This window comes from uncultured Senegalimassilia sp. (assembly GCF_934630535.1).
Taxonomy (GTDB): Bacteria; Actinomycetota; Coriobacteriia; order Coriobacteriales; family Eggerthellaceae; genus Senegalimassilia.
On the sequence record NZ_CAKTVU010000001.1, the window covers coordinates 100,290 to 120,100 of the forward strand.

The following is a 19,811-nucleotide window of genomic DNA, read 5'->3' on the forward strand; positions in this document are numbered from 1 at the left end:
GGGTTCGTTTGCCCGCAGCGTTTCCCGGTAGCAAAGCCGGCAACAGGGAAGCCTGCATTGCTGCGCGCCCCATCAAACGCTGCCTGCAAGATAAAACGTGCCTGGAATATGGCTATTGTGTGGGAAATGCTATGGAATTAGGTGCAAAACATGGAGAAGTAAGCGTGCATTGACCTGCATGATACAATTTTGAGCTGTTATCTGTGTGTTATGTAGGAAAGAGCAACTATGGACTTAGCGAAACAAGCGCAAATCGTCGACTCCATTCATGATACGTTACACGATTTCGTCGGTCAACGCCTGAAGGTGCGCGCCAACATGGGCCGCTCTAAGATCGTCGAGAGCGAGGGCACGCTCATGCAGGTGCACCCGCAGCTGTTCATCATGGAAGTCGATCGCAAGCGCGGCCGCACCGCCCGCCAGTCGTATCAGTACGTCGACGTGCTCACTGGCATGGTCGAGCTGTCGCAGAACGGCGAGCCGCTGTTCGAGCCTTTCGTTCCCGAGGGCGACGAGCCGGGTATGGAATCTCCCCTCATGGAGGAGCGCGTTCTGTCGTAAGCGGCTTCAACCGTGAACTTTTTGCGGATGCCCGCGAAGAAGTGTTTGACAAACAGCGTTTGAACGAGGAAAATACTTTCTCGCGCAAAGCGCAATACCCATGGGGATGTAGCTCAGCTGGGAGAGCATTACGTTCGCAACGTAGGGGTCGTGGGTTCGAATCCCATCATCTCCACCACATGGTAATTAGACGAACCCTTGTTTATCAGGGGTTCGTCTTTTTTTGTCGGCATAAAGTCATCATCCCAATTGTCGAAGCTAAAGAACAGCTGCACTTCATCGCCGTCGATTTGTATGAATCGTATGAACGTGTCGATGATTTCGAACGGGTCAGATTCCGCGCCTAGCGTGTCGAGCCATGCAAGATAGTCATCAAGGCTCAAGTCTTCGGCGCTTTCCGCTTCAAGCGCCTTCTCCAATTCCTCTTTCAGAGCCGCTTGACGGGCTTTCAATTCCTCAACCCTATCCTTGCCGCCTGGGGGCGCTATCCCGTCCTCTATGGCGTGCCATATGCGCTCAAACGCCGCGTCTATGCGCTTAATCTCTGCCGTGATGCGCTCGCTTTCCTTTGGCGCATCATCCTCGGCAGTTTCAGCGATCATCATTTCGAGAGTTGCGATGATGCGCTCGCGCACCTTTGGGTCATGTATTGATTCGAGTATGGTGTCGGCAACTGCATCCTCTATGAGGTCGCGGCGGAACGTTCGGCGGCATTTTGGGCAGCGGTAGTAGTAATACGTCTTGCCGCTCTTTCCAGTTCCAGAGGTTCCGACGAACCACCTGCCACACTCGTGGCAATACATCTTGCCACTGAGCGCATAGGGCTGCTCTCCGTCAACGACGCGGTGCTTATGCCCGCGCCCGCTGAGGATGCTCGCTATTTCATCCTGTTCCTGGTGCGACCACAGCGCAGGCATGCCGTTCGGCATGCGCACGCCCGCGTATTTATACACGCCGCAATTCTGCTCGCGTGTAAGCAGCCTTTTAATCGTGCTTTGCGAGAACGGTTTTCCGCGCCTGGTTCGCTCGGTTCTTATGGCCCTCTGGATGTCGGCAATGGTCGAGCCTGAGAACAGCATGTTTTTCATCTTGTGCATCACGGCGGCTTCGCGCTCGTTTACAACGAAACGATCATCTATCACATCCCAACCGTACAGGCGCTGACCGCTTGCCATGCCGCGTTGCGCGTTCTTCTGGATGCCGTCGCGGATGCGCTCGCTATCGACGGCGCTCTCATACTCGGCAAGCACTTCGAGCATGCCGAGATGCAGAACCTTCGTCGAGCCCTCGCCGAGCGTTTCACCGGCATAGAGGATTTCAACGCCTGCCTTGCGAAGCATGATGCGCGCTAAGGCCATTTCGTCGCGGTTGCGCATGATGCGCGTGACCTTGTATATCACGACGTAATCGAAGAGTCCCTTTTGGGCATCCTTCAACATTGCCTGAAATTCGGCGCGGTTCGTGTTTTTACCCGTTTTAGCGTAATCGCTATATATGCGAACGACGGTAAGGCCGCTTTCGTCGCAGAACTCGCGCGACTTATCGACTTGAATCTCGATGCTCTCGTCTCGCTGGTTGTGCGAGCTGAAACGTGCATATATGGCCGCACGGTTACCCTTTGCCATGGTATTATCACCTTGCCTTTTCAGTTGTCTGTGGAATGGCGCGCCCTGCATCCGGTCTTGGCGGATGGATGCAGGGCATTTTGCTATCTGTAGGTAATCAGCGTGTCATAACGGTCTGCGCCACTGATGCCCTGATCGGGTACTGAGTTGGTATCGACACGTATTATCTCAAGACCTTTCTCTTGCAATGCATTAAGAACCTCATTTATCTGCTCGTTGTATTTCTGGTCAGCTCCAAAAACCTGACCGCTGAACGTTTGCCCAAACGAGCGAATCAGCATTACGTGTACGCGACCATCTGGATTTGGAACAGATTCAATCGCCTTCTCAATTTCTTGCCGTGCAAGTTCTTCGCGCTGGTTCTTAAAAATCCCCATCCTTAATCCTTCCTCGATTCGCTTGCCGCAGCCTTTGCGGTCATCGCTATGTTCTGCTGCCACTGCGGCGAGCTTTCGCGGTAGTTGTCTACAATCTCGCGCTCGTCGCTGGTCAAGTCATCTTCGCTTGTCCCCGTGCTTGGAAAGCCGCATAAATCATTCGGCGTACATTTCAATGCTGCGCATAGCATGAAAGCGTCTTCGAGCGGAATACCAACCTCGCCACGTTCCCATGACGCATATTTGCGTTCTTTTATACCGAGGAAATCGGCAAACGCCTTTTGTGTCGCAAAGCCAGCGGCCTTGCGAAGCTCTTTCAATTTCAATTGATATTCCATGTACCCTCCTTTCGTTGCTGCAACGCCGATTCTACGTGATTCACGTACGTTAATCAAGAAAATACGTAATTCATGCTTGCAAAGTACGTTAAACACGTTTATTGTCTGTAGCCGTCAACGTGATTCACGTTGATTTTGATTCTTTTACTACACGTAAAAGAATACGGTTTGTATTGACTAAAGCCAATACAAACCTAATGAACACTCATTGAAAGGAGGTGAACATATGCCCGAGTTGAAACATGCGTTTGCGGACAATCTGAGAGTTCGTCGCGTCAAGAAGCATTGGTCGCAACAGCAGCTTGCGGAAGCGTCCGGTGTCGGCGTTGATGCAATCGGCAAGTACGAGCGTTGCGATTGCTCGCCGACGCTGGAAAGCATCGTAAAGCTTTCAACCGCTTTGGACTGCACGCCAAACGATCTGTGCACTTTCCCCGAATTCAAGTAAGGAGGTCGCGTAATGGAATGGGTTGACGAGCTGTTCCAGGTAGTCGGCCTGTGGGGCTTCTTCGCTTCGGCTGTTGCCGTCGGCGTTGGGCTCGGCATGGAATACGCGCTCAAGCACACCACTTTCACCATTCGCAAGCATTAAGAAAGGAGGGGTTTCCAATGTATGAAACCAAGCAAGAAACCACTGGTTTGCGTGGTGGTTTTGGACACTCGAAACCGCCGCAACGCATCGAGTGCGTATCAGCGTCGGTTCTTTACGACGGTCAGAGAGGCCGCGCAAGTCTGCAAAGAGAAGGTGCCCGCGCACGTCGGCAAACGCGCACGGGCTATCGTCAAAACCTCCACAGCAATGACGATGAGATTCTAGCAGGAAAACCGAAGGTTATCCGTTGGTTTGTCTACATTTTCGCGGCGTTGTGCTTGTGCGGCATCGTCCCTATGGCGGCGGCGGAATGGCTTATCTGGTTTTGCGATTCCTTTGGCTGCTGGTGGCTTCCGTTCATCCTGCTCGGCGGCGAGGTGTGGTTCATCCTGCATCTGATCGGACGTGATGCGCGATGAACACCGACGATTTCACCCAGCCGCTCGAAAGCGTGATGCGGCAAGAGCGAATGGCGGTCTACCCGCTTCCGCTCAAGATTCAAGACCGCGCAGAGCTGTTCGCCAAATGGTGCGAGCTGAACCCCAAGACGCTTCGAAGCATCGAACTCACGGCCTTGGCTATCCATCAGCGCGGCATGCGCGTATCGACCAAGTACCTCATTGAGAAGCAGCGCTATGAGGGTTCGCATCAGATTACGGGCGTTCCGTTCATGGATGGAAACGGACAAGAACACGCCTATGCCATCAACAACACGGATACGCCGCTTCTGAGCCGTTGGCTTTTGGAACGGCATCCCGATTTGAACATCGAGACGCGCAAGTCCATCTACGACACGAAGAAAGAAGGCTGACATGCTGCGCAAGAACATCGTCAAGCAGCTTCGCGAGGTTTCCGACGTCGCACACGGCATCGAGGAATGCCATATCGGCAACAGCGTCACCGGCGAGCGCATCGACTTCGACGCCGCTTTCGTGGGCGAAATCATCTGCTCCACGCTCGCATACGCTTCCGTTCTGGTCGATGGCCGCTTGAAGGCGGGAGACCCCGAAGACCATCTGATGGGAATCATCCGAACCGCGAGCCAGAAGTATGTCGAACAGTTGTGACCAGCTGAGCTTGTTCGAAGAGCCGCCCATGCCTGAGCCGGGCGCGTGCGAGTACGAGAGCGGCTTTTTCAACGCCACTGGCAACAAGCCGAAAAGCAGGTGCATGTTTCGCGGCGTCTTGATCTGGACGAACTGCCGCGAGTGCGGTCACTGCCTATGGGATGGTTGGCATCTTCACGGCGTGAGCAAGGGGCTTGTGATGGACGAAGGAGGTGAGGACGAATGATGGTTGCCAAGGAGGTGCACGACAAGGCGCAAGAGCCGATGGCGTGGTTCCAGCACGACGCGAACGCGGCTCAAGACCAGAAGTGCCAAAGACTGCTGTTCCGCTACGGGAACGAAGGTTATGGGGCGTGGTGGCGGCTGTGCGAGATTCTGGCGAACACCACGACGCACTCTTTGCCCGTGGAGACGGACGAGGACTGGTTGATTCTCGCCGAGCAGATAGGCATGCGCAAGGCTGGCGCTTTCGACGAGATTTCGAGCGTCGACGATTGCAAGGAGTTCATCGACTGCCTGCTTGAGGTCGGCTTGCTGACGCGAGACGGAAAAGGGCGCATCGAGAGCGGTCGAATGCAGAAAAACGCTCTGTATTTCGGTATGCAAAGGGCGAACGGAGCCAAAGGCGGGAGACCGCGCAAGAACAAGTCAGAGCCGATGAAATAGCAGTTCAAAGGCGGTAAAGCGGATGTTCATGAAAGAAACCAGCGGTAAACCATCGGTTTGCGATTGGCTAAACCCTAACAATACAATACATAACAATACAGGGCGGGTTTTGGGTTGGGTCACAACCCAACCCAAACCCAAAACCCGCAAACGTGCTTGTGGCGTTATGTAACAAGCAAGTCTCACTTTCTTTGCTTCTTTCTTTGCGGACGTTCGTTTTCGCGCCGAATTTTCGAGTTTTCCAATCGCTCGAAACATAGTTTTCAACACGTTTTCCACCAGTTTTCAACAATCGAAGAGTTTTCAACAAAGGACGGTGATGCGGATGCCGTTTGGTAGCTACATCAACAAGATCGCAACTCGCCGATGCCCTTATTGCGGAATCGAGCGACCGAAGGATTGGTTCATCAAAGACCGCAATGCTTGCTGGAAGTGCAGGGCATTGAAGAAGGATGCGAAGGAGGTCGATGGCAATGAGCGAATCGAGTAAACCTCAGCTGCGACAGATCACCCGCGAAGACATCGAGTTCCTTGCCGCTTTGCAAGATGAGATGAACACGCAGCCGCATCTGTGTCAGACAGACCCTCGCTTTTGGGTGGTGAAAACGTTTGAGTACCGCCAAGCGACGGACGATGACGACATCTATCGAGTTACGTTCTACGACGACACTGGCGACATTTCCAGCATGACATTCGATGAAGCTTTGAAGCTCGCGCACAAGTCAAACGTCGATTTTGGCGGCGAAGAGTTTGCGCAAGAAAAGCTCGATGACTTCTGCCTCAGCGTTGATGCCGACGGCTGCGTAAGGTGGTGGTACGAGCATGAAGCTAAGAGGTTCATTGAGGAATACGCGAGCGCGAAGTGTGCCGAGGTTGCTTATGAGACGCGCGAGTCGAAGATCGCCGAGAACACGATGTTCCTCACGCTTCGCGAAGCCAAAGAGCACATCAAGCGCAACGACTATCACTATACCGACCCGTACACCTACGCCATGACGGCGTGGCGCTCTCCGCAAGTCGAGCAGCTCTACAAGATCTTGCACGAGGTCGATTTCAAGCAGCTTTTAGAGGTGGCGAACGATGAAGGTTAGCAGCAGGCAATGCCATATGTACGCGGAGCGTCTGCGTCGCTTCTATCCGTCCGAGCCGGTACCGACCGCCCGCGAGAGCAAGAACATTCGTGATGCGATTCAGTGCACTCGCGGCTATGACGTGTTCAAACGACTTGCCGAGCTGATAGACCGCCCGATATGCCACGACATCGCGAGCCATGGCGGAATGCAGCCAGTAGGTGCAATCCAATGGTTTGAGTGCTCCGAATGTCATTGCAAGGCGCAGACAGACAAGATAGGAATGGTTCTTCATTTCTGCCCACATTGCGGCGCGGAGATGGTCGCCAATGGCTAGCCAAGAAAGCCGCGTGTTGCGACTGCTCGAACCGCAGGGCGAGCCAGACATCATCGAATGCGACGGCAAGCTGTACGTGCCCGATAAAGAGTGTGAGTTCATTCCGGAGGTGTTCGACACCGTTTGGGATGGGGAAGACCAGTGCTTGCGGGTTGACAAGCCTTCCGATGATTGCAGCTGCTTCACATGCTCCGAATGCGGGCAAGAGCTGATGTTCGATTGGGGCGGCGAATACAGCTGGTTCGAGCCCGAATACCCGTACAAGCCTATCGGATTGAAATACTGCCCTGGATGCCGTGCAAGGGTTCTGTTCCCACATCCGTGGTTGGGCGCGAAGGAGGAAGACGAATGATTTGCATCGTTGGAACGCGCAGATCGGGGAAAACGACACGGCTGCTTGAGCTTTCCGCTCAAAGCGGCGTCCCGATTGCCGTTAAGGACGTAATGCATGCCACGTGGCTTCGGCGCTATATGCGTCAATGCGGAATTGATGCACCCGACCCAATTGTTGTTGGTCGTGGAATCTATGGCGAGCGAGGGTTTACCTCAATTGAGGTCAAGCGAGATTCCGACGGAATGGTTCCAGTCCTTATTGACGACGTTCGTGCTTTTTTTGGCGACATGGGCATCAGGGCCGAAGCGGTAACTATAGATGCCGATGCCCTCAACTTTGAGTTCGCAATCAAGGCGAATCCGACACTGGTCAACTGCTTGCGCGTCTGGCGCAACTGCAAGAAAGGCGGCAAGGAATGACTTCATACGTCAAACGGGTCGGCGATCTGACCGACCCCGAGAACCTCGAGAAGGCCGTTGCCGAAGCAAACAAGAACGGTGAGCTTGACAACTTCGACGTTTCAAAGCTCACGTCATGTGACATCAACGGCTCAACGATTAACCCTCGCGGCTACGACCCTGTTACCAAGCCCTCGCACTACGCAGGCCATACGGGCATCGAGTGCAAAACGGCAATGGAATCCATGCTCGGTACGGACGCCTATACGGCATACATGCAGGGATGCGCGTTCAAGTACCTGTGGCGATGGCGCGACAAGAACGGCATCGAAGACCTCAAAAAAGCTCGCGAGTGCATCGACAACGTGATTCGCGCGATTGAGGGTGATGGAGATGAGTAGCGTTAAGTTCGGCATCGAAATCAAGGACGGGGTAAACAACGCAAGGGTCGAGGACATCCAGAAGGCCGCGAGCGATCTAGTCGTGTCGCTGTTGTTCCTCTTGCGCACGTTTGGCGTTTCTGGCGTTACGGTGACGGTAACGCGTGGTGATTTCGATGAGTAGGCTCAGAAAGCGGCACGTGCTCGACAACCTCTGCATGGTCTCGCAGGACATGAGCCGCCGAATCCTGACGTGCGAGAAGCGCGAGCGCGAGAGCGTGAAGGTCAGCTACGAAGACCTCGTCATGTGGTCTGACATCGTTGGCGATGCCATCGAGGTAATCAACGACAAGGGCGGAAGCCATGGGCGTTGAGGTCAAGCAGGATGCCAAGGGTGTCTGGTACGCGCAACCGTACCTTGGAAAGACGGTTGACGGCAAGCAGCGCAGACCTCGCAAGAGCTTTCCCGAAGCGAGCACGCGGGCACAGGCCCAAGAGCTCGCGAACGAGTGGGTTGCGAGCATATCGGCTGGCGGCAAGGTCAAGAGCGCGTTCATAGCAGACCTTTTGGTCGAGTACAGGGCCGAACGCATGGCCAAGGACATAGCACCCGCGACCGCTAACCGCTGGGAGACGTCCACGAAGTACGTTGCCGAATACCTAGCCGGGAAAACCGTTGGCGAGCTGACCGTGATGGATTTCAACGACTTCGAGACGAAGCTGCTCTTGCCGAAGGACAAGAACGGCCAGGGCTTGAGCCGCAACACGGTTCGCGGAGTGCACTACTTCCTGCGCGGCGCATACAACCATTGGGTGAACGCTGGCATCTGCGAGAGCAACCCGATGTTCTACGTTCAAGAGCCTGGCGAGGAAAAGCATGAGGCGATCGCCATCGACGAATGGGATTTCGAGACGCTGAACAAGGCGCTCTCAAGCGAAATCGCGCCCGATGTGCTCAATGCGCAGACCATGCGCCAGGCGGCCTACTCGTTCGCCGCATGGCTCGCGCTCCATACGGGCATGCGCGTCGGCGAGGTGTGCGCCGTGCGCAGGCGGGACGTGTCGCGTCGACTCGGCTACATCCACGTGTGCGGAACGGTCGTCGAGCTTCACGGCGGCGTGGAGCGCAGGGACACGACCAAGAGCAAGCGCAGCCGCAACGTGAGCCTTACCGAGAAGGACTTCGCCGCCGTGTACGCCTTCCTGGGCTTGCAGGACGGGTTTTGCAGCTCTCTCACGCCCAACGCGCCGCTGGTGACCGTAGACGGCTCGTACATGCGCCCGAACACGGTCTCAAAGGCTTTCAGCCGCCTTCGAAACCGATTGGGGCTGTCGAAGAAATGCACCTTCCACAGCCTTCGCCACACTCACGCGACGTGGTGCCTTGCCGAGGGCGTCGACCTCAAGACGCTTTCCGAGCGCTTGGGACATGCCGACGAATCGACCACGCTCAAGACGTACGCGCATCTGATGAAGGGCCGCGACCAAGCCGCCGCGCAGGCTTTCGAGAGCTTCGCGGACAGCTTGGGAGGTGTGTAAACGGTGTGTAAACGGCATCGCGCTAACCATTTTGCCGACGCCGACGAAAAGACAGTTCAGGCCGCGAAACAAGCGGCTCTGAAAACGACATGGTGCGAATTCCACCTAAGAATAAGGAGATAGAGAAAATGGTACCGATTTTGACCAAAGAGCAAAGGCAAGAGAACCTTGCCAAGGGAATGCAGGTTAGGCATCGCCGAGCAGAGTACCGCGAGCAACTGAAGAAGGGCGCTTTGCCGCTTGAGAAGTTCTTCGAGCTTGCAGACGAAGGCGATCAGGCGGCGGCTGGCATGCGCGTCAAGCAGATGATTACGGCGCTGCCCGGATACGCCGAGAACCGCGCCGACGCGCTCATGAAGAAGCTGCGCATCGCAAGCGGTCGCAAGGTGAAGGGCTTGGGCAAGAACCAGCGCGCGAACCTGCTGTCTACCCTGGTGAGGTGGTAGGCATGGCGAAACGTGACGATGGCCGCACGAGCATCAACCGCTTCGCTCTGTTCACGACCGTTGCCGCTGTGCTGCTCGCAGTGGTTCTGATGTTCTGCTTCTTCTGCCTTGTCGAGTCGCTCACCCTGCTGTTCACGGGCGGCGCGTTCACATTGGTTCTGCCTGCGATTGCGACGGCCATCACGGTCTTCGCCTTCATGGCGCTGGCAATCGTCGGAGGTGGTGCCCGATGAGTTCCGAGAGCCTTAACACCTGCACGCTGAGCGGGAACATCGGCAACGATGCCGAGGTGAGGTACACGGCTGGCGGCATGGCGATTACGTCGTTCTCGCTGGCTGTCAACCACAGGCGCAAGCAGCAAGACGGCAGCTATGCGGACGAAACCAGCTGGGTCGATTGCACGATGTTCGGCAAGCGCGGCGAATCGCTGCAAGCCAACGGCTACCTGCAAAAAGGCGCAAAGCTGGCCGTCGTGGGGCACCTGCGCATGAGCACATGGGAAGCCGACGGACAACGCCGCCGCAAGCTGGAGGTCATCGTCGACAACATCATCGGCATGACCAACTACAGGCAACCGCAGCAGCCGCAGGCCCAGCAGCCCTACCAGGCTCAGCCGCAACAGGCGTACACGCCTGACGTTTACGACGAGGACATTCCGTTTTAGGGGGTAGATATGCAAGGACGAAAACTGAACGTGAAGCTGTCAGATGGCGCAGAGCTGCCGCGTTACGCGCACGACGGTGATGCTGGCTTCGACCTGTGCATCACCGAGGATTGCAGGCTTGAGCCGAACGCGCGGGCAATCGTCGGGCTCGGATGCGCGTTTGAGATTCCGACAGGATGCGTTGGGCTGCTGTTCCCGCGTTCTGGCCTTTCGAGCCTTTACGGCGTCACGCTCAGCCACGGCGTCGGAGTCATCGACAGCGGCTTTCGAGGCGAGGTGTGCGCGCCGCTCGTGAACCTCAGCTGCGACACGGTGTATCTGCCGAAAGGCTCGCGGGTTTGCCAGATGGTCGTTGTGCCGTTCGTGCCGTGCGACCTGGTGAAGGTCGACGAGCTGAGCAGCACCGATCGCGGCGAAGACGGCTTCGGCTCTACCGGCATCGAGTAGCTGATGCGTCGTGAATGCCAAGGAATACTTTGAGGGCATACGCGACGAAGTAGCGAGCCTTGAGAAGTCAAGAGAGATACTTGCGCGTCTCAAGGCTCGTGAAGGGGCAAAGGCTCAGAGCTACACGGCTGGCGGTGGCGGCGGCTCGTGCGACCCTATGGATGCGGTTAACGGGCGCATAGACTTCGAGCGACGCTTGGAGCTGCGCATAGTTGAGAGCAACGCCGCCGTCGATGAAGCCTGCGCCGTGCTGTATGGCAACGACAATCACGGCGGCTTGGCAAAGCTCAAGGGCAACCGCTACGCCGATGCTGTATGTATGGGCTACTGCCAGGCAATGCCATGGGCTGACGTTGCCGCCGTTATGCAGTGTTCGCCCAAGTGGTGCCGCGAATTGTGCAATGCCGCGTTCAGGTACATCGACGCTGCTGGTGCGGCGTGGCTCAAGGAAAATTGAAAACAGTACTTCCCTTCACTTCCCGCTTTATGCTAAAGTTCGCTACGGTGGATTAGGTAAACGAAAGGGACACGGGCCTCGGCTCGCGTCCCTTTTTTGTTGGGAAGGTACGGCGATGGCTAAGGGCTTCTCATACCGCTTCTATCATTCGACCGACTGGGAACAGGCTCGCGAGCAGGCGTTGCAACGCGACGGCTACCTTTGCCAGCACTGCTTGGCTCGGGGCATGGAGACGCCAGCGGTCATGGTTCATCACATCGTGGAGCTGACTCCAGCGAACATCAGCGATCCGAACATCAGCACAAACCTCGACAACCTAGTGAGCCTGTGCGACCTGTGCCACAAGAAGGTGCACGGTTGGGTGAGACAAGGCAGCACTAGGCAAGGCTTGGCGTTCGACGAGGACGGCAACTTGATTTCGCTGAGCAACGAACACACAGACTGAGCACAATTCGCAGCTCACAAAACAGAGACAACAAAACAGCAGGTCAGAGCGATGCGGCATCCCCCCGTTCGAAAACCAAGGCGATTAGCCTAGGGCACCAACGCCGGGAGATAGATTTATGCGCGCAGAGGTTTTCAGAACGGGGGTGGTCTTGTGGCGAAGCGGAAAATATGCGAAAGTACCGAGATTTCGCCGAAAGTTGCGAAAAGTCCCCCGAAGCGGAGCGGGCAATCGGTGCAGTCGCTCTACCAAAACGAGCTGAAAAGGCTGCAACGCCTGACCAAGGACGTCATTCCAGACGACAAGCGCACGGCCATCATGCCTCTCATGTCGAACATCGCGTTTCTCAAAGTGAAGCTCGACCAGGCTCGCGTGGAACTGATGGGCGAAAGCATCTTCACCGAGTACGACAACGGCGGCGGTCAGTCTGGGGTGCGCGAGCATCCTGGCTTTTCCGCGTACAACAAGCTGTTCACAACTTTCTCGCGCGGTATCAAGCAGATCACCGACATGATGCCGAGCGGAAGCACGTCAGCCGACGCGCTCATGGATTACCTGAACGAGACGAGGTTCGGTGGCTAGGAAGAAGGCCGCTGGCTCGTGCGAGAAGGCGATACGCGAGTACTTCGGCGGCATCCTCGACGGAACGATAACCTCGTGCGCGAAGATGCGGCAGGTCGCCGCCATCGTCCTTCGCGACTTGGACAACGACGATCCGCTGTATCCGTACCACTACCGCGAGGAATACGCGCAGAAGCACGTGAGCTTCATCGAGCGCTTCTGCCGACTTCCATCCGGCAAGCTCGGACAGCCCTTCGAGCTTGAGCTTTTCCAGCGCGCAATCCTGTCGGTCGTTTTCGGCTTCGTCGATGTCGAGGGGAAGCGGCAGTACCGCGAAGTGCTCTGGATTATGGGGCGCAAGAACGGCAAGACCGCGCTCGCCTCCGCAATAGAGCTTGACTTGCTCATCAACGACGATGAGGGCGCGCCAGAGGTCTACAACGTCGCCACGGCCCACGACCAGGCGGCGAAGGGCTTCAACAACGCCTGGCGAATGGTGCTCACGTCGCCCGCTTTGGGGCGGCACGTGCGAAAGCGCGTGAGCGACCTTTACTGCGACCTCAACATGGGTTCAATCAAGGCGCTGTCAGCCAACACGAACCACCTCGACGGCCTCGACATCTCAGGGGCCATCGTCGACGAGCTCGCGGCCATGAAGAACCGCGATCTGTACGACTTGACTATCCAGGGCACGTCCGCCCGCCGCCAGCCGCTTGTTTTGGAAATCACTACCAACGGTTTCGTTCGGAACGGCATCTTCGATGCTCAGTACGAATACGCCACCAAATGGCTCGACGGTCAGGCGACAGGTGAGAAGGCCGAGCGCTTCATAGCGTTCATCTTCGAGCTTGATGAGCGCGATGAGTGGCAAGAGGAATCGGCGTGGATTAAGGCGAACCCTGGCCTTGGCACCATCAAGAGCCTTGAGGGCTTGCGCCAAAACGTTTCGAAGGCCAAGGATGACCCGACTTTCCTGCCGACGCTGCTGGTCAAGGACTTCAACCTCATCGAGAACCAGAGCCAAGCATGGCTTACGTGGGCTGAGATACACAACGATGACACTTTCGACCCGTCCGACGGGTCTTTTTCTTATGCGGTGCTCGGCGTTGACGCGTCCGACACCACTGACCTCACCGCCGCATGCTTGCTGATGATGCGCCCGAACGACGAGCGCATATATGCGATGCACATGGCGTGGATTCCGCTTCGCGCCTTGGAACAGGCGGAAACGGAAGGACGGCGCGGCGGTCGCGACGGCGTGCCTTACGACGCGTGGATTGCGCGCGGGCTTCTGCGAACGTCGCCGACGCCAATTATCGACAAGCGGCTCGTGCTCGATTGGGTGGACGAGGTGCGCGAGAAATGTGGCATCTACGCCGTCGCGTGCGGCTACGACCCGTGGCACATGCGCGACGTGCCGACGGTGGAAGCCTACGAGGGCTATTTCGGAGCCGACAACTTCAAGAAGGTCATCCAAGGCGCTCAGACGCTCTCGATGCCGATGAAGGAGCTACGCGCCCTGTACAAGGAGAACCGCGTAGTCGATAACGCCAACCCCATAGCCGAGTGGTGTCGCTCGAACGTTGCGGTGCGCAGCGACGCGAACGGAAACATTGCGCCCGACAAGAAGAACCAAGACCCGCGCAACCGTATAGACGCCTGGGCGGCGGAATGCGATGCGTTCGTGGTCTTGAAAGACATGATGGACGATTTCAGAAGCATGATTGGAGGTTAAACGTGGCTAAACGAACGTCGATGTTTCGCTCAATGTTCGATGCCGTATTCCACAAGCCGATCATGCAGGCCGTGGACGGCTACTTTCAGACGTTCACGGCGTACTCACCGCGCTTCACGACGTGGAGTGGCGGCATCTACGAAGCGGAGCTGACGCGAAGCATCATCGAGCGAAACGCCGACCACGCGAGCAAGCTGAAACCCGAGGTTTCGGGAACCGCGCAGCGGTTGGCAACGCGTTCGCTCGAATGGCAACCGAACCCGTGGATGACGACGCCGCAGTTCCTGCACCGCATCTCGACGATGCTGGACGTGTGCGACACGTGCCTTATCGTTCCCATCCTCGACGGGAACGCCGAGACCATCACGGGCTACTATCCTGTCCTTCCGGGACAGTGCGAAGCCTACGACGTCGGCGGCACACTGTGGCTCAAGCTGTCTTTCCCTGGCGGTGACGCCACCATGCTCGAATGGTCGCGCGTCGGCGTGTTGACGCGTCACCAATTCAGAAGCGATTTGTTCGGCGACGGGACGAACGTGCTCAATCCGACGCTAGAGCTGATGCACGCGCAGAACGAAGCTGAGAAGACGGCCATCGAGCAAGGTGCGGCCATTCGCTTCATAGGCAAGATGTCGCAGAACCGCAATCCCGAAGACTTGGAGAAGGCCCGAAAGGAATTCAACAAGCAGCTCGGTTCGGCGAACGCTGGCGGTATAGCTGTCTATGACAACAAATACAACGACGTCAAGCAGATAACGCCGCAGAGCTACACGGTGGACGCCGCCCAGATGGAACGCATCGAGAAGGCTGCATATCGGTTCTTCGGCTCGTGCGAAGACATCGTTATGAACAAGGCCGACGAGGAAACATACAACTCGTTCTATGAGGGGCGCACAGAGGTTTTCGCGGTGCAGCTTGGATACGTGCTCACGTGCATGACCTTCACGCCGAACGAGATCGCGTACGGCAACAGCATCATGTTTTCCGCGAACCGCCTTGAGTTCGCGAGCAACCAAACGAAGCTCAACGTCGTCACGTCGCTTTACGACCGAGGGATCATGACGGGCAACCAGGGCGCTGACGTGTTCCAGCTTCCGCATTACGATGGCGGCGACCGCCACGTGATACGCGGAGAGTACATCGACCTCGACCTGATAAGCGAGCACACATCCGAGCAAGCCGCGAAGGCGGCTGAGGTAAACGCAAACGTCGCGGCAATCGACGGTAATAAGAAGAAGGACGGTGACGACGATGCCAGCCAAGCCGAATGAGCGGCAATACAGAACGATGTCGATGGTGCTGCGCAGCCTGCCCGATGATGGCAAGCGCGAGAAGCGCATCGAATCCGACTACTACGTTGAGGGATACGCCTCGACTTTCAATGACCCGTATGTTCTGTGGGTAGACCCGTGGGACGGCACCGAGTATCGAGAGGTCATCAGTCCCGATGCTTTCGCCGACACCGATATGAGCGACATCATCATGCAGTTCGACCATAGGGGCGACGTTTTGGCGCGCCAATCGAACGGCACGCTCATCGTCGAGCCCGACGAGCACGGGCTTTTCATGGCGGCCGATCTATCGAAGTCGGACGCCGCCCGCAACCGATTCGAGGAAATCGACAACGGCCTTGTCACGCGCATGTCGTGGGCGTTCACCATCGGCGCGTCCGAGTACGACCGAGACACGCACACCACGACGATCACGCGCGTCAAGAAGATTTATGACGTGTCCGCAGTTAGCCTTCCAGCTGATCCGAACACCGAAATAAGTGCAAGAAACCTTCTCAACGGAGTGATTGAGAAGTCGCACGGGGAGCACGTGCGCCGCAAGAACGCGCTGGTTAAGGCGCGTGCAGTAATGGCAATCGCCACCAATTAGAAGGGAAACAAACATGAACCTTGAAGACCTGCTGAAAGAGCTTCAGGCGCTCATCGACAAGTATTCCGCCGATGACGCCGAGCCGACCGATGAGGATGCCGCCCGCATGGCCGAGTTGACGAAGAGCATCAACGAAATTCGCGCGCAGCAGACCGCGACCGCCGACACCCGCGCCGCGACCGTCGCAGCAGCCCGCGCAGCCATCGAGAACGGCACCGCACGCCGCGTGGATGCTGTTCCGCTGGCGCGTTCCGCCAATGTCGTAGGCACCGGCAACGCCTACGACATCACCGATTACAAGGCGGCTGAGCGCCGCGCTTGGGTTAAGGGAATCGCTGAGCGTTCCGGCGTTCAGCTTGTCGAGGGCTACGCCCTGACCGACGTGGAGCGCGCGGCGCAGAACCACGCCATGGAACAGCGCGCCGCCTTCAACCACATGACGAGCAACACCGATTCCGTCATTCCCGTCGAGCTGCAAAACGAGATCATCACGCTCATCGACAACACCGCCGTGCTGTGGGGCGACATGCCGAAGCAGAACTTCCCTCACCAGTTCGAGATCATCCGCCATACGGGCATCGAAAAGGGCGATGCGGCGCAGACCGATGAGGGCGCAGCACCTGCCGATGACGAGAAGAACACTTTCGACACGCTCAAGTTCGAGGGCGTGGAGATCAAGAAGACCGTGAAGATGAGCCGCCGCATGGCCGTTCAATCCGTGGCAGCTTTCGAGTCCTATCTCGTGAGCGAGATTGCCGCCCGCCTGTCCGTTGGCTGCAACGCGCATGCACACGCGCGCCTGGTCGATACGTCCTACGGCATGGATGCCGCGAACAAGATTCAGACGGCCGAGGCACAAGCGCTTGCGAAAGCCGACCTCGCTGGCCTGCTCTCCAAGCTCTACACCTACGGAAACGCCGCGCCCAAGGGTGCCATCATCTACGCGAACAACAATGTCATCTGGAACTACATCGCCATGCTTGAGGACGGCAACGGTCGCTCTTACTTCGTCGATGAGAAGAACGCCGACCCCACTGTCGAGGGGCACATCTTCGGCAAGCTGGTCAAGCGCGACGATTCCATCGCCGACGGCGTGATCGTCGCGGGCTACCCCGACCTGTTCAAGGGCAACGTGTTCGACGGCCCCGACGTGATGCCCTACATCGCGCCCGACGGAACCCAGAACCGCTGCTTCGACGGATATGAGCTCATCGACTGCGGCCTTGCCGTTCCCAAGTCGTTCGCCCAGCTGACCATCAAGACCGCCTAGGCAGGCGGTGCGCCATGGCCGACAAAGCCAAGAGCAAGCTGCTCGACGCGTGCCGCGCCGCCCTGCGCATCCCCGCCTTCTGCAACGACTTCGACGAAGAGATTACAGACGTCATCGAAGCCGCCCGCGCCGAGCTGGTCGCGGGCGGCGTCCTTCCCGAGAAGGCCAACGACGATTCCGACGGGCGTATCCGCCTTGCCATCAAGGTCTACGTCAAGGCGAACTTCGGCATGGACAACCCGGACGCCGATCGCTTCATGAAGTCGTTCGAATGCATGCTCACCTCAATGAGCGGCGATTCGGCATACAGGACGGAGCCAGCCGATGAGTAACTGGAATGGCGTATGCACGCTCATCGCGACCGAGACCGAGCGCGATGACAAGGGGGTGCCTCATAAGAAGGAACGCCGCAGACGCGTGCCGTGCAACGTGTACTCGATGAGCGCGGCGGCGTACTATGCGGCGGCCCAGGCTGGCGTGAAACCGCAGGCGATTATCGGTATCCGCACCTGTGCGTATTCGGGAGAGGCTCTTGTGGAGCTAGGCGGCACCACGTACTCAGTTGACAACAAGCAGATGAGTGGTGCCGACAACGTGCGCCTGACGCTTGTTGAGAAAACGGGCAACAGATGAGCAGCATCAAAATCGACGACTTGGCGGCGATTATCGTGAACGACATGCAAGAGGTCATCGACGATGACACAGAGGCGCTCGAAAGCAACGCCCGCGCCGCTGGTCAGAAGGCCGTACGGTTGCTGCGCGAGCGAAGCCGAAAGAGAGAGCATCACGGCGGCAGCTACGCCAAAGGTTGGGCGGCGAGCGTTGAGACGGACGATACGGGCACGAGCTGCATCGTCCACAATAAGCAATATCAGCTCACGCATCTGCTCGAAAAGGGCCATGCGATCGCCAACCAGAGCGGGCGTTACCCTGGGCACGTCGCTGGCGACCACGTAATCGAGGGCGTGTACAACGAGGTTGCCGCCGAGTTCGCGAAAGGCGGTGAGCGATGAACTCTCTTGACGAGCTTGTGGCGGTGCTTAAGTCGTTTGGTTTGCCGTTCAGCAACGGAGCGTTCCAGCCCGACGAGCTGCCTGTGCCGCCGTACATCGAGATTGAAGCGAGCTACGGAGAAGCCGCGTACGCCGACAATGTGGCGCACCTGCGGTGGATGCCGTACGACTGTGGCCTTTACTGCGCAGAACGCGACTACGAGCTTGAGCAGCGTGTCGAAACCGCGCTCGATGATGCTGGCTTCGCCTATTCGAAAACCGTCACGCCAATCGACGGCGAAGGCGTTATCGAGATCGCCTACCAGACAAACGTATTTGAATACTAGAAAGGGGCATGCAATGCCACGAAACGGATTCTTCGGCGTTAAGAACTCGCATATCGCAGTTCTCAGTGACGAAGACGCATTTACCTATGCCACTCCCGTAAAGATTCCTGGCACGGTCGAAATCAAGATGGAGCCGTCCGTGGAGACTTCCACGAGCTACGGCGACAATGAACCGTGGCTTGACAAGAACCAGGACAACGGCGGCACCGGCACCATCTCGTTCTACGATACAGAGAGCACGGCTGAGATGCGTAAGCTCTTCGCCGATATCGTTGGTTTCGACATCGATGCAAAGGGACGAGTGCTCGGAACGTCTGGGAAGAAGCCAAAAAAGTTCGCCTTCATGTGCGAGCAGCCTGGCGAAGTCATCAGCAAGCGCCGCTGCTTCCTCGAATGCCAGCTCAAGGCTCCGAGCATGGACGCGAAGACGCTTGAGGAAAAGCCCGACATCACGCAGCTCGATTACGATCTGACTTGGCGTCCCGTCACGCTGCCCACGAAATGGCGAGGCAGCTTCTATGACAGCTACAGCGACCTTGAAGACTATGACAAGTTCTTTGAGAAGGTCGATATACAGCTCACGCCCGCGCCTGAGTCCGAGGTCGCGTAATGGTTGCAGAGATCGCCGTCGGCGGCGATACGTACCCAGTCGCATGCAACGCGTTCACACCGATTGTGTTCTCTCGCGAGTTCAGCGTGACCCGAGCTGACGGGAGCAAGCGACCGAAGGACATCAACGAAGACGTGTCGATGGTTCTTGAGGTTCAGGCTTGCTCAAGCGTCGCGCCAGTGGTTCCGCTGCTTGAGATTTTCTACGCGTGCGCGAAGACCGCCGACCGCAAGCTCAAGCCGTTCGATGAGTGGGTGAAGGGCTTCCCCGCCGACGCGTACGACCTGGAGCGTTCAGACGGTTGGGCTACCGACGTGATGAGCATCGTCCAGGAGAACTTTTTTCCGAACGCAGGAAAGGACGTGGAGCCCGCGACCGCCGAAGCATCCGATGCCACCGCTGCCGACGGAGCTGCAAAGTAGCTGCGACGCACTCTATATCTACGAGTGCCAGCAGGCGGGCTTGTCGATAAACGACCTGGAAAAGCTCAGCTATCGGCAGGTGCAGACGCTGCTTGACATACATTCGTTCGTCAATGATGCAATCGCCTATGCGCAAGACGACGAGGAATCGCGCAAAGGCGAAGCGGCGTTTTGGGCGTGATGCGAGCGCAAAGCGTCAGCGCACCTGAGAAGGTGCGCTGTTCTATGCGCTCATATCTTTGAATAAACG

At 57.2% G+C, this 19,811-nt stretch carries 37 protein-coding genes and 1 tRNA gene; 35 read left to right on the top strand and 3 right to left on the bottom strand.

Going from position 1 to position 19,811, the window contains the following annotated elements; all coding sequences use genetic code 11:
- Positions 1-228: 228 nt before the first annotated feature.
- Both Q0D52_RS00395 and Q0D52_RS00400 read left to right on the top strand, forming a co-directional pair.
- Positions 229-561 (top strand): Veg family protein, encoded by a 333-nt coding sequence (locus Q0D52_RS00395; RefSeq protein ID WP_281624064.1) that lies wholly within the window; start codon positions 229-231, stop codon positions 559-561.
- Between the two features lie 102 nt (positions 562-663).
- Positions 664-739: transfer RNA gene (locus Q0D52_RS00400), tRNA-Ala, on the top strand.
- Here the strand turns inward: Q0D52_RS00400 and Q0D52_RS00405 are convergent.
- From Q0D52_RS00405 to Q0D52_RS00415, 3 genes are read right to left on the bottom strand one after another with little or no spacing between them, the layout of a single operon-like run.
- Positions 690-2,237 carry a recombinase family protein gene (locus Q0D52_RS00405; RefSeq protein WP_366930319.1) on the bottom strand — a complete coding sequence of 516 codons (1,548 nt, stop codon included), beginning with the start codon at positions 2,235-2,237 and terminating at the stop codon, positions 690-692. The two genes, Q0D52_RS00400 and Q0D52_RS00405, sit on opposite strands and share 50 nt — an antisense overlap.
- 32 nt (positions 2,238-2,269) lie before the next feature.
- Positions 2,270-2,563, bottom strand: a complete 294-nt coding sequence (locus Q0D52_RS00410) for a hypothetical protein (protein WP_294379395.1) — start codon at positions 2,561-2,563, stop codon at positions 2,270-2,272.
- Between the two features lie 2 nt (positions 2,564-2,565).
- Positions 2,566-2,901, bottom strand: a complete 336-nt coding sequence (locus Q0D52_RS00415) for a helix-turn-helix transcriptional regulator (RefSeq protein WP_294379396.1) — start codon at positions 2,899-2,901, stop codon at positions 2,566-2,568.
- Between the two features lie 226 nt (positions 2,902-3,127).
- On the opposite strand from Q0D52_RS00415, the gene Q0D52_RS00420 reads away from it, so the two are divergent.
- The 33 genes from Q0D52_RS00420 (at position 3,128) to Q0D52_RS00580 (ending at position 19,742) form a co-directional block, all read left to right on the top strand.
- Entirely contained in the window at positions 3,128-3,349 is a 222-nt protein-coding gene (locus Q0D52_RS00420) for a helix-turn-helix transcriptional regulator (RefSeq protein WP_294379400.1), read from the top strand.
- A gap of 12 nt (positions 3,350-3,361) precedes the next feature.
- Positions 3,362-3,493: a hypothetical protein gene (locus Q0D52_RS00425; RefSeq protein WP_294379402.1), complete on the top strand. Its 132-nt coding sequence runs from the start codon at positions 3,362-3,364 to the stop codon at positions 3,491-3,493.
- Between the two features lie 17 nt (positions 3,494-3,510).
- On the top strand, positions 3,511-3,912 hold the full coding sequence (locus Q0D52_RS00430; protein ID WP_294379405.1) for a hypothetical protein: 402 nt from the start codon (positions 3,511-3,513) through the stop codon (positions 3,910-3,912).
- Positions 3,909-4,304: a hypothetical protein gene (locus Q0D52_RS00435; RefSeq protein ID WP_294379407.1), complete on the top strand. Its 396-nt coding sequence runs from the start codon at positions 3,909-3,911 to the stop codon at positions 4,302-4,304. Before Q0D52_RS00430 ends, Q0D52_RS00435 begins: the two co-directional genes overlap by 4 nt.
- A gap of 1 nt (position 4,305) precedes the next feature.
- Positions 4,306-4,560 carry a hypothetical protein gene (locus Q0D52_RS00440; RefSeq protein ID WP_294379409.1) on the top strand — a complete coding sequence of 85 codons (255 nt, stop codon included), beginning with the start codon at positions 4,306-4,308 and terminating at the stop codon, positions 4,558-4,560.
- A 28-nt stretch (positions 4,561-4,588) separates the two neighbouring features.
- The gene (locus Q0D52_RS00445) at positions 4,589-4,786 is read left to right on the top strand and encodes a hypothetical protein (protein ID WP_294379411.1); all 198 of its coding nucleotides are present in this window, start codon (positions 4,589-4,591) and stop codon (positions 4,784-4,786) included.
- Complete coding sequence (locus Q0D52_RS00450; protein WP_294379412.1) at positions 4,783-5,226, top strand: Lin1244/Lin1753 domain-containing protein; 444 nt, start codon at positions 4,783-4,785, stop codon at positions 5,224-5,226. The genes Q0D52_RS00445 and Q0D52_RS00450 overlap by 4 nt, the downstream gene beginning before the upstream one ends.
- 467 nt (positions 5,227-5,693) lie before the next feature.
- Positions 5,694-6,317 (top strand): hypothetical protein, encoded by a 624-nt coding sequence (locus Q0D52_RS00455; protein ID WP_294379415.1) that lies wholly within the window; start codon positions 5,694-5,696, stop codon positions 6,315-6,317.
- A complete protein-coding gene (locus tag Q0D52_RS00460; protein WP_294379418.1) occupies positions 6,307-6,633 on the top strand; it encodes a hypothetical protein in 327 nt (108 codons plus the stop codon). Before Q0D52_RS00455 ends, Q0D52_RS00460 begins: the two co-directional genes overlap by 11 nt.
- Positions 6,626-6,985: a hypothetical protein gene (locus Q0D52_RS00465; RefSeq protein WP_294379420.1), complete on the top strand. Its 360-nt coding sequence runs from the start codon at positions 6,626-6,628 to the stop codon at positions 6,983-6,985. The genes Q0D52_RS00460 and Q0D52_RS00465 overlap by 8 nt, the downstream gene beginning before the upstream one ends.
- Positions 6,982-7,386, top strand: a complete 405-nt coding sequence (locus tag Q0D52_RS00470) for a hypothetical protein (RefSeq protein WP_294379422.1) — start codon at positions 6,982-6,984, stop codon at positions 7,384-7,386. The genes Q0D52_RS00465 and Q0D52_RS00470 overlap by 4 nt, the downstream gene beginning before the upstream one ends.
- Positions 7,383-7,766 (top strand): DUF3310 domain-containing protein, encoded by a 384-nt coding sequence (locus Q0D52_RS00475; protein WP_294379425.1) that lies wholly within the window; start codon positions 7,383-7,385, stop codon positions 7,764-7,766. Before Q0D52_RS00470 ends, Q0D52_RS00475 begins: the two co-directional genes overlap by 4 nt.
- Positions 7,759-7,929, top strand: a complete 171-nt coding sequence (locus Q0D52_RS00480) for a hypothetical protein (protein WP_294379426.1) — start codon at positions 7,759-7,761, stop codon at positions 7,927-7,929. Before Q0D52_RS00475 ends, Q0D52_RS00480 begins: the two co-directional genes overlap by 8 nt.
- Positions 7,922-8,119 carry a hypothetical protein gene (locus tag Q0D52_RS00485; RefSeq protein WP_294379430.1) on the top strand — a complete coding sequence of 66 codons (198 nt, stop codon included), beginning with the start codon at positions 7,922-7,924 and terminating at the stop codon, positions 8,117-8,119. Before Q0D52_RS00480 ends, Q0D52_RS00485 begins: the two co-directional genes overlap by 8 nt.
- Positions 8,109-9,284 (top strand): site-specific integrase, encoded by a 1,176-nt coding sequence (locus tag Q0D52_RS00490; protein WP_294379431.1) that lies wholly within the window; start codon positions 8,109-8,111, stop codon positions 9,282-9,284. Before Q0D52_RS00485 ends, Q0D52_RS00490 begins: the two co-directional genes overlap by 11 nt.
- A 128-nt stretch (positions 9,285-9,412) precedes the next feature.
- Positions 9,413-9,730 (top strand): integration host factor, actinobacterial type, encoded by a 318-nt coding sequence (gene mihF, locus Q0D52_RS00495; RefSeq protein ID WP_294379433.1) that lies wholly within the window; start codon positions 9,413-9,415, stop codon positions 9,728-9,730.
- Between the two features lie 2 nt (positions 9,731-9,732).
- The gene (locus Q0D52_RS00500) at positions 9,733-9,963 is read left to right on the top strand and encodes a hypothetical protein (protein WP_294379435.1); all 231 of its coding nucleotides are present in this window, start codon (positions 9,733-9,735) and stop codon (positions 9,961-9,963) included.
- A complete protein-coding gene (locus tag Q0D52_RS00505) occupies positions 9,960-10,394 on the top strand; it encodes a single-stranded DNA-binding protein (RefSeq protein WP_294379438.1) in 435 nt (144 codons plus the stop codon). The genes Q0D52_RS00500 and Q0D52_RS00505 overlap by 4 nt, the downstream gene beginning before the upstream one ends.
- 9 nt (positions 10,395-10,403) lie before the next feature.
- Positions 10,404-10,841: a dUTP diphosphatase gene (gene dut, locus Q0D52_RS00510; RefSeq protein WP_294379440.1), complete on the top strand. Its 438-nt coding sequence runs from the start codon at positions 10,404-10,406 to the stop codon at positions 10,839-10,841.
- Between the two features lie 10 nt (positions 10,842-10,851).
- Positions 10,852-11,298 (top strand): hypothetical protein, encoded by a 447-nt coding sequence (locus Q0D52_RS00515; RefSeq protein ID WP_294379442.1) that lies wholly within the window; start codon positions 10,852-10,854, stop codon positions 11,296-11,298.
- Positions 11,299-11,413: 115 nt separating this feature from the next.
- Positions 11,414-11,743 (top strand): HNH endonuclease, encoded by a 330-nt coding sequence (locus tag Q0D52_RS00520; RefSeq protein ID WP_294379443.1) that lies wholly within the window; start codon positions 11,414-11,416, stop codon positions 11,741-11,743.
- Between the two features lie 234 nt (positions 11,744-11,977).
- A complete protein-coding gene (locus Q0D52_RS00525; protein ID WP_294379446.1) occupies positions 11,978-12,325 on the top strand; it encodes a hypothetical protein in 348 nt (115 codons plus the stop codon).
- Positions 12,318-14,039, top strand: coding sequence for a terminase TerL endonuclease subunit (locus Q0D52_RS00530; protein ID WP_294379447.1), 1,722 nt, complete (start codon positions 12,318-12,320; stop codon positions 14,037-14,039). The genes Q0D52_RS00525 and Q0D52_RS00530 overlap by 8 nt, the downstream gene beginning before the upstream one ends.
- Positions 14,040-14,059: 20 nt before the next feature.
- A complete protein-coding gene (locus Q0D52_RS00535; RefSeq protein WP_294379449.1) occupies positions 14,060-15,310 on the top strand; it encodes a phage portal protein in 1,251 nt (416 codons plus the stop codon).
- Positions 15,311-15,332: 22 nt separating this feature from the next.
- The gene (locus Q0D52_RS00540) at positions 15,333-15,920 is read left to right on the top strand and encodes an HK97 family phage prohead protease (protein WP_294379452.1); all 588 of its coding nucleotides are present in this window, start codon (positions 15,333-15,335) and stop codon (positions 15,918-15,920) included.
- 13 nt (positions 15,921-15,933) lie between these two features.
- Positions 15,934-17,190: a phage major capsid protein gene (locus Q0D52_RS00545; RefSeq protein WP_294379454.1), complete on the top strand. Its 1,257-nt coding sequence runs from the start codon at positions 15,934-15,936 to the stop codon at positions 17,188-17,190.
- 14 nt (positions 17,191-17,204) lie between these two features.
- Positions 17,205-17,522: a hypothetical protein gene (locus Q0D52_RS00550; RefSeq protein ID WP_294379456.1), complete on the top strand. Its 318-nt coding sequence runs from the start codon at positions 17,205-17,207 to the stop codon at positions 17,520-17,522.
- Positions 17,515-17,823, top strand: coding sequence for a hypothetical protein (locus tag Q0D52_RS00555; RefSeq protein ID WP_294379458.1), 309 nt, complete (start codon positions 17,515-17,517; stop codon positions 17,821-17,823). Before Q0D52_RS00550 ends, Q0D52_RS00555 begins: the two co-directional genes overlap by 8 nt.
- Positions 17,820-18,203 carry a hypothetical protein gene (locus tag Q0D52_RS00560; RefSeq protein WP_294379460.1) on the top strand — a complete coding sequence of 128 codons (384 nt, stop codon included), beginning with the start codon at positions 17,820-17,822 and terminating at the stop codon, positions 18,201-18,203. The genes Q0D52_RS00555 and Q0D52_RS00560 overlap by 4 nt, the downstream gene beginning before the upstream one ends.
- Complete coding sequence (locus Q0D52_RS00565; protein WP_294379461.1) at positions 18,200-18,529, top strand: hypothetical protein; 330 nt, start codon at positions 18,200-18,202, stop codon at positions 18,527-18,529. The genes Q0D52_RS00560 and Q0D52_RS00565 overlap by 4 nt, the downstream gene beginning before the upstream one ends.
- A 13-nt stretch (positions 18,530-18,542) precedes the next feature.
- Positions 18,543-19,139: a major tail protein gene (locus Q0D52_RS00570; RefSeq protein ID WP_294379463.1), complete on the top strand. Its 597-nt coding sequence runs from the start codon at positions 18,543-18,545 to the stop codon at positions 19,137-19,139.
- Positions 19,139-19,561, top strand: coding sequence for a hypothetical protein (locus Q0D52_RS00575; RefSeq protein ID WP_294379465.1), 423 nt, complete (start codon positions 19,139-19,141; stop codon positions 19,559-19,561). Before Q0D52_RS00570 ends, Q0D52_RS00575 begins: the two co-directional genes overlap by 1 nt.
- Positions 19,530-19,742 carry a hypothetical protein gene (locus tag Q0D52_RS00580; protein ID WP_294379467.1) on the top strand — a complete coding sequence of 71 codons (213 nt, stop codon included), beginning with the start codon at positions 19,530-19,532 and terminating at the stop codon, positions 19,740-19,742. Before Q0D52_RS00575 ends, Q0D52_RS00580 begins: the two co-directional genes overlap by 32 nt.
- The last annotated feature ends 69 nt before the right edge of the window (positions 19,743-19,811 follow it).

What these genes read in the sequence shown, in the direction of transcription:
- Q0D52_RS00560 (WP_294379460.1), top strand. Translation starts at nt 17,820, where the DNA reads ATGAGCAGCATCAAAATCGACGACTTGGCGGCGATTATCGTGAACGAC.
- Q0D52_RS00415 (WP_294379396.1), bottom strand. Translation starts at nt 2,901, where the DNA reads ATGGAATATCAATTGAAATTGAAAGAGCTTCGCAAGGCCGCTGGCTTT.
- Q0D52_RS00500 (WP_294379435.1), top strand. Translation starts at nt 9,733, where the DNA reads ATGGCGAAACGTGACGATGGCCGCACGAGCATCAACCGCTTCGCTCTG.
- Q0D52_RS00490 (WP_294379431.1), top strand. Translation starts at nt 8,109, where the DNA reads ATGGGCGTTGAGGTCAAGCAGGATGCCAAGGGTGTCTGGTACGCGCAA.
- Q0D52_RS00545 (WP_294379454.1), top strand. Translation starts at nt 15,934, where the DNA reads ATGAACCTTGAAGACCTGCTGAAAGAGCTTCAGGCGCTCATCGACAAG.
- mihF (WP_294379433.1), top strand. Translation starts at nt 9,413, where the DNA reads ATGGTACCGATTTTGACCAAAGAGCAAAGGCAAGAGAACCTTGCCAAG.
- Q0D52_RS00580 (WP_294379467.1), top strand. Translation starts at nt 19,530, where the DNA reads ATGCCACCGCTGCCGACGGAGCTGCAAAGTAGCTGCGACGCACTCTAT.
- Q0D52_RS00535 (WP_294379449.1), top strand. Translation starts at nt 14,060, where the DNA reads ATGTTTCGCTCAATGTTCGATGCCGTATTCCACAAGCCGATCATGCAG.
- Q0D52_RS00555 (WP_294379458.1), top strand. Translation starts at nt 17,515, where the DNA reads ATGAGTAACTGGAATGGCGTATGCACGCTCATCGCGACCGAGACCGAG.
- Q0D52_RS00405 (WP_366930319.1), bottom strand. Translation starts at nt 2,237, where the DNA reads ATGCAGGGCGCGCCATTCCACAGACAACTGAAAAGGCAAGGTGATAAT.
- dut (WP_294379440.1), top strand. Translation starts at nt 10,404, where the DNA reads ATGCAAGGACGAAAACTGAACGTGAAGCTGTCAGATGGCGCAGAGCTG.
- Q0D52_RS00450 (WP_294379412.1), top strand. Translation starts at nt 4,783, where the DNA reads ATGATGGTTGCCAAGGAGGTGCACGACAAGGCGCAAGAGCCGATGGCG.
- Q0D52_RS00445 (WP_294379411.1), top strand. Translation starts at nt 4,589, where the DNA reads ATGCCTGAGCCGGGCGCGTGCGAGTACGAGAGCGGCTTTTTCAACGCC.
- Q0D52_RS00425 (WP_294379402.1), top strand. Translation starts at nt 3,362, where the DNA reads ATGGAATGGGTTGACGAGCTGTTCCAGGTAGTCGGCCTGTGGGGCTTC.
- Q0D52_RS00520 (WP_294379443.1), top strand. Translation starts at nt 11,414, where the DNA reads ATGGCTAAGGGCTTCTCATACCGCTTCTATCATTCGACCGACTGGGAA.
- Q0D52_RS00540 (WP_294379452.1), top strand. Translation starts at nt 15,333, where the DNA reads ATGGTGCTGCGCAGCCTGCCCGATGATGGCAAGCGCGAGAAGCGCATC.
- Q0D52_RS00420 (WP_294379400.1), top strand. Translation starts at nt 3,128, where the DNA reads ATGCCCGAGTTGAAACATGCGTTTGCGGACAATCTGAGAGTTCGTCGC.
- Q0D52_RS00505 (WP_294379438.1), top strand. Translation starts at nt 9,960, where the DNA reads ATGAGTTCCGAGAGCCTTAACACCTGCACGCTGAGCGGGAACATCGGC.
- Q0D52_RS00565 (WP_294379461.1), top strand. Translation starts at nt 18,200, where the DNA reads ATGAACTCTCTTGACGAGCTTGTGGCGGTGCTTAAGTCGTTTGGTTTG.
- Q0D52_RS00470 (WP_294379422.1), top strand. Translation starts at nt 6,982, where the DNA reads ATGATTTGCATCGTTGGAACGCGCAGATCGGGGAAAACGACACGGCTG.
- Q0D52_RS00570 (WP_294379463.1), top strand. Translation starts at nt 18,543, where the DNA reads ATGCCACGAAACGGATTCTTCGGCGTTAAGAACTCGCATATCGCAGTT.
- Q0D52_RS00440 (WP_294379409.1), top strand. Translation starts at nt 4,306, where the DNA reads ATGCTGCGCAAGAACATCGTCAAGCAGCTTCGCGAGGTTTCCGACGTC.
- Q0D52_RS00430 (WP_294379405.1), top strand. Translation starts at nt 3,511, where the DNA reads ATGTATGAAACCAAGCAAGAAACCACTGGTTTGCGTGGTGGTTTTGGA.
- Q0D52_RS00475 (WP_294379425.1), top strand. Translation starts at nt 7,383, where the DNA reads ATGACTTCATACGTCAAACGGGTCGGCGATCTGACCGACCCCGAGAAC.
- Q0D52_RS00435 (WP_294379407.1), top strand. Translation starts at nt 3,909, where the DNA reads ATGAACACCGACGATTTCACCCAGCCGCTCGAAAGCGTGATGCGGCAA.
- Q0D52_RS00485 (WP_294379430.1), top strand. Translation starts at nt 7,922, where the DNA reads ATGAGTAGGCTCAGAAAGCGGCACGTGCTCGACAACCTCTGCATGGTC.
- Q0D52_RS00410 (WP_294379395.1), bottom strand. Translation starts at nt 2,563, where the DNA reads ATGGGGATTTTTAAGAACCAGCGCGAAGAACTTGCACGGCAAGAAATT.
- Q0D52_RS00395 (WP_281624064.1), top strand. Translation starts at nt 229, where the DNA reads ATGGACTTAGCGAAACAAGCGCAAATCGTCGACTCCATTCATGATACG.
- Q0D52_RS00465 (WP_294379420.1), top strand. Translation starts at nt 6,626, where the DNA reads ATGGCTAGCCAAGAAAGCCGCGTGTTGCGACTGCTCGAACCGCAGGGC.
- Q0D52_RS00460 (WP_294379418.1), top strand. Translation starts at nt 6,307, where the DNA reads ATGAAGGTTAGCAGCAGGCAATGCCATATGTACGCGGAGCGTCTGCGT.
- Q0D52_RS00455 (WP_294379415.1), top strand. Translation starts at nt 5,694, where the DNA reads ATGGCAATGAGCGAATCGAGTAAACCTCAGCTGCGACAGATCACCCGC.
- Q0D52_RS00575 (WP_294379465.1), top strand. Translation starts at nt 19,139, where the DNA reads ATGGTTGCAGAGATCGCCGTCGGCGGCGATACGTACCCAGTCGCATGC.
- Q0D52_RS00480 (WP_294379426.1), top strand. Translation starts at nt 7,759, where the DNA reads ATGAGTAGCGTTAAGTTCGGCATCGAAATCAAGGACGGGGTAAACAAC.
- Q0D52_RS00550 (WP_294379456.1), top strand. Translation starts at nt 17,205, where the DNA reads ATGGCCGACAAAGCCAAGAGCAAGCTGCTCGACGCGTGCCGCGCCGCC.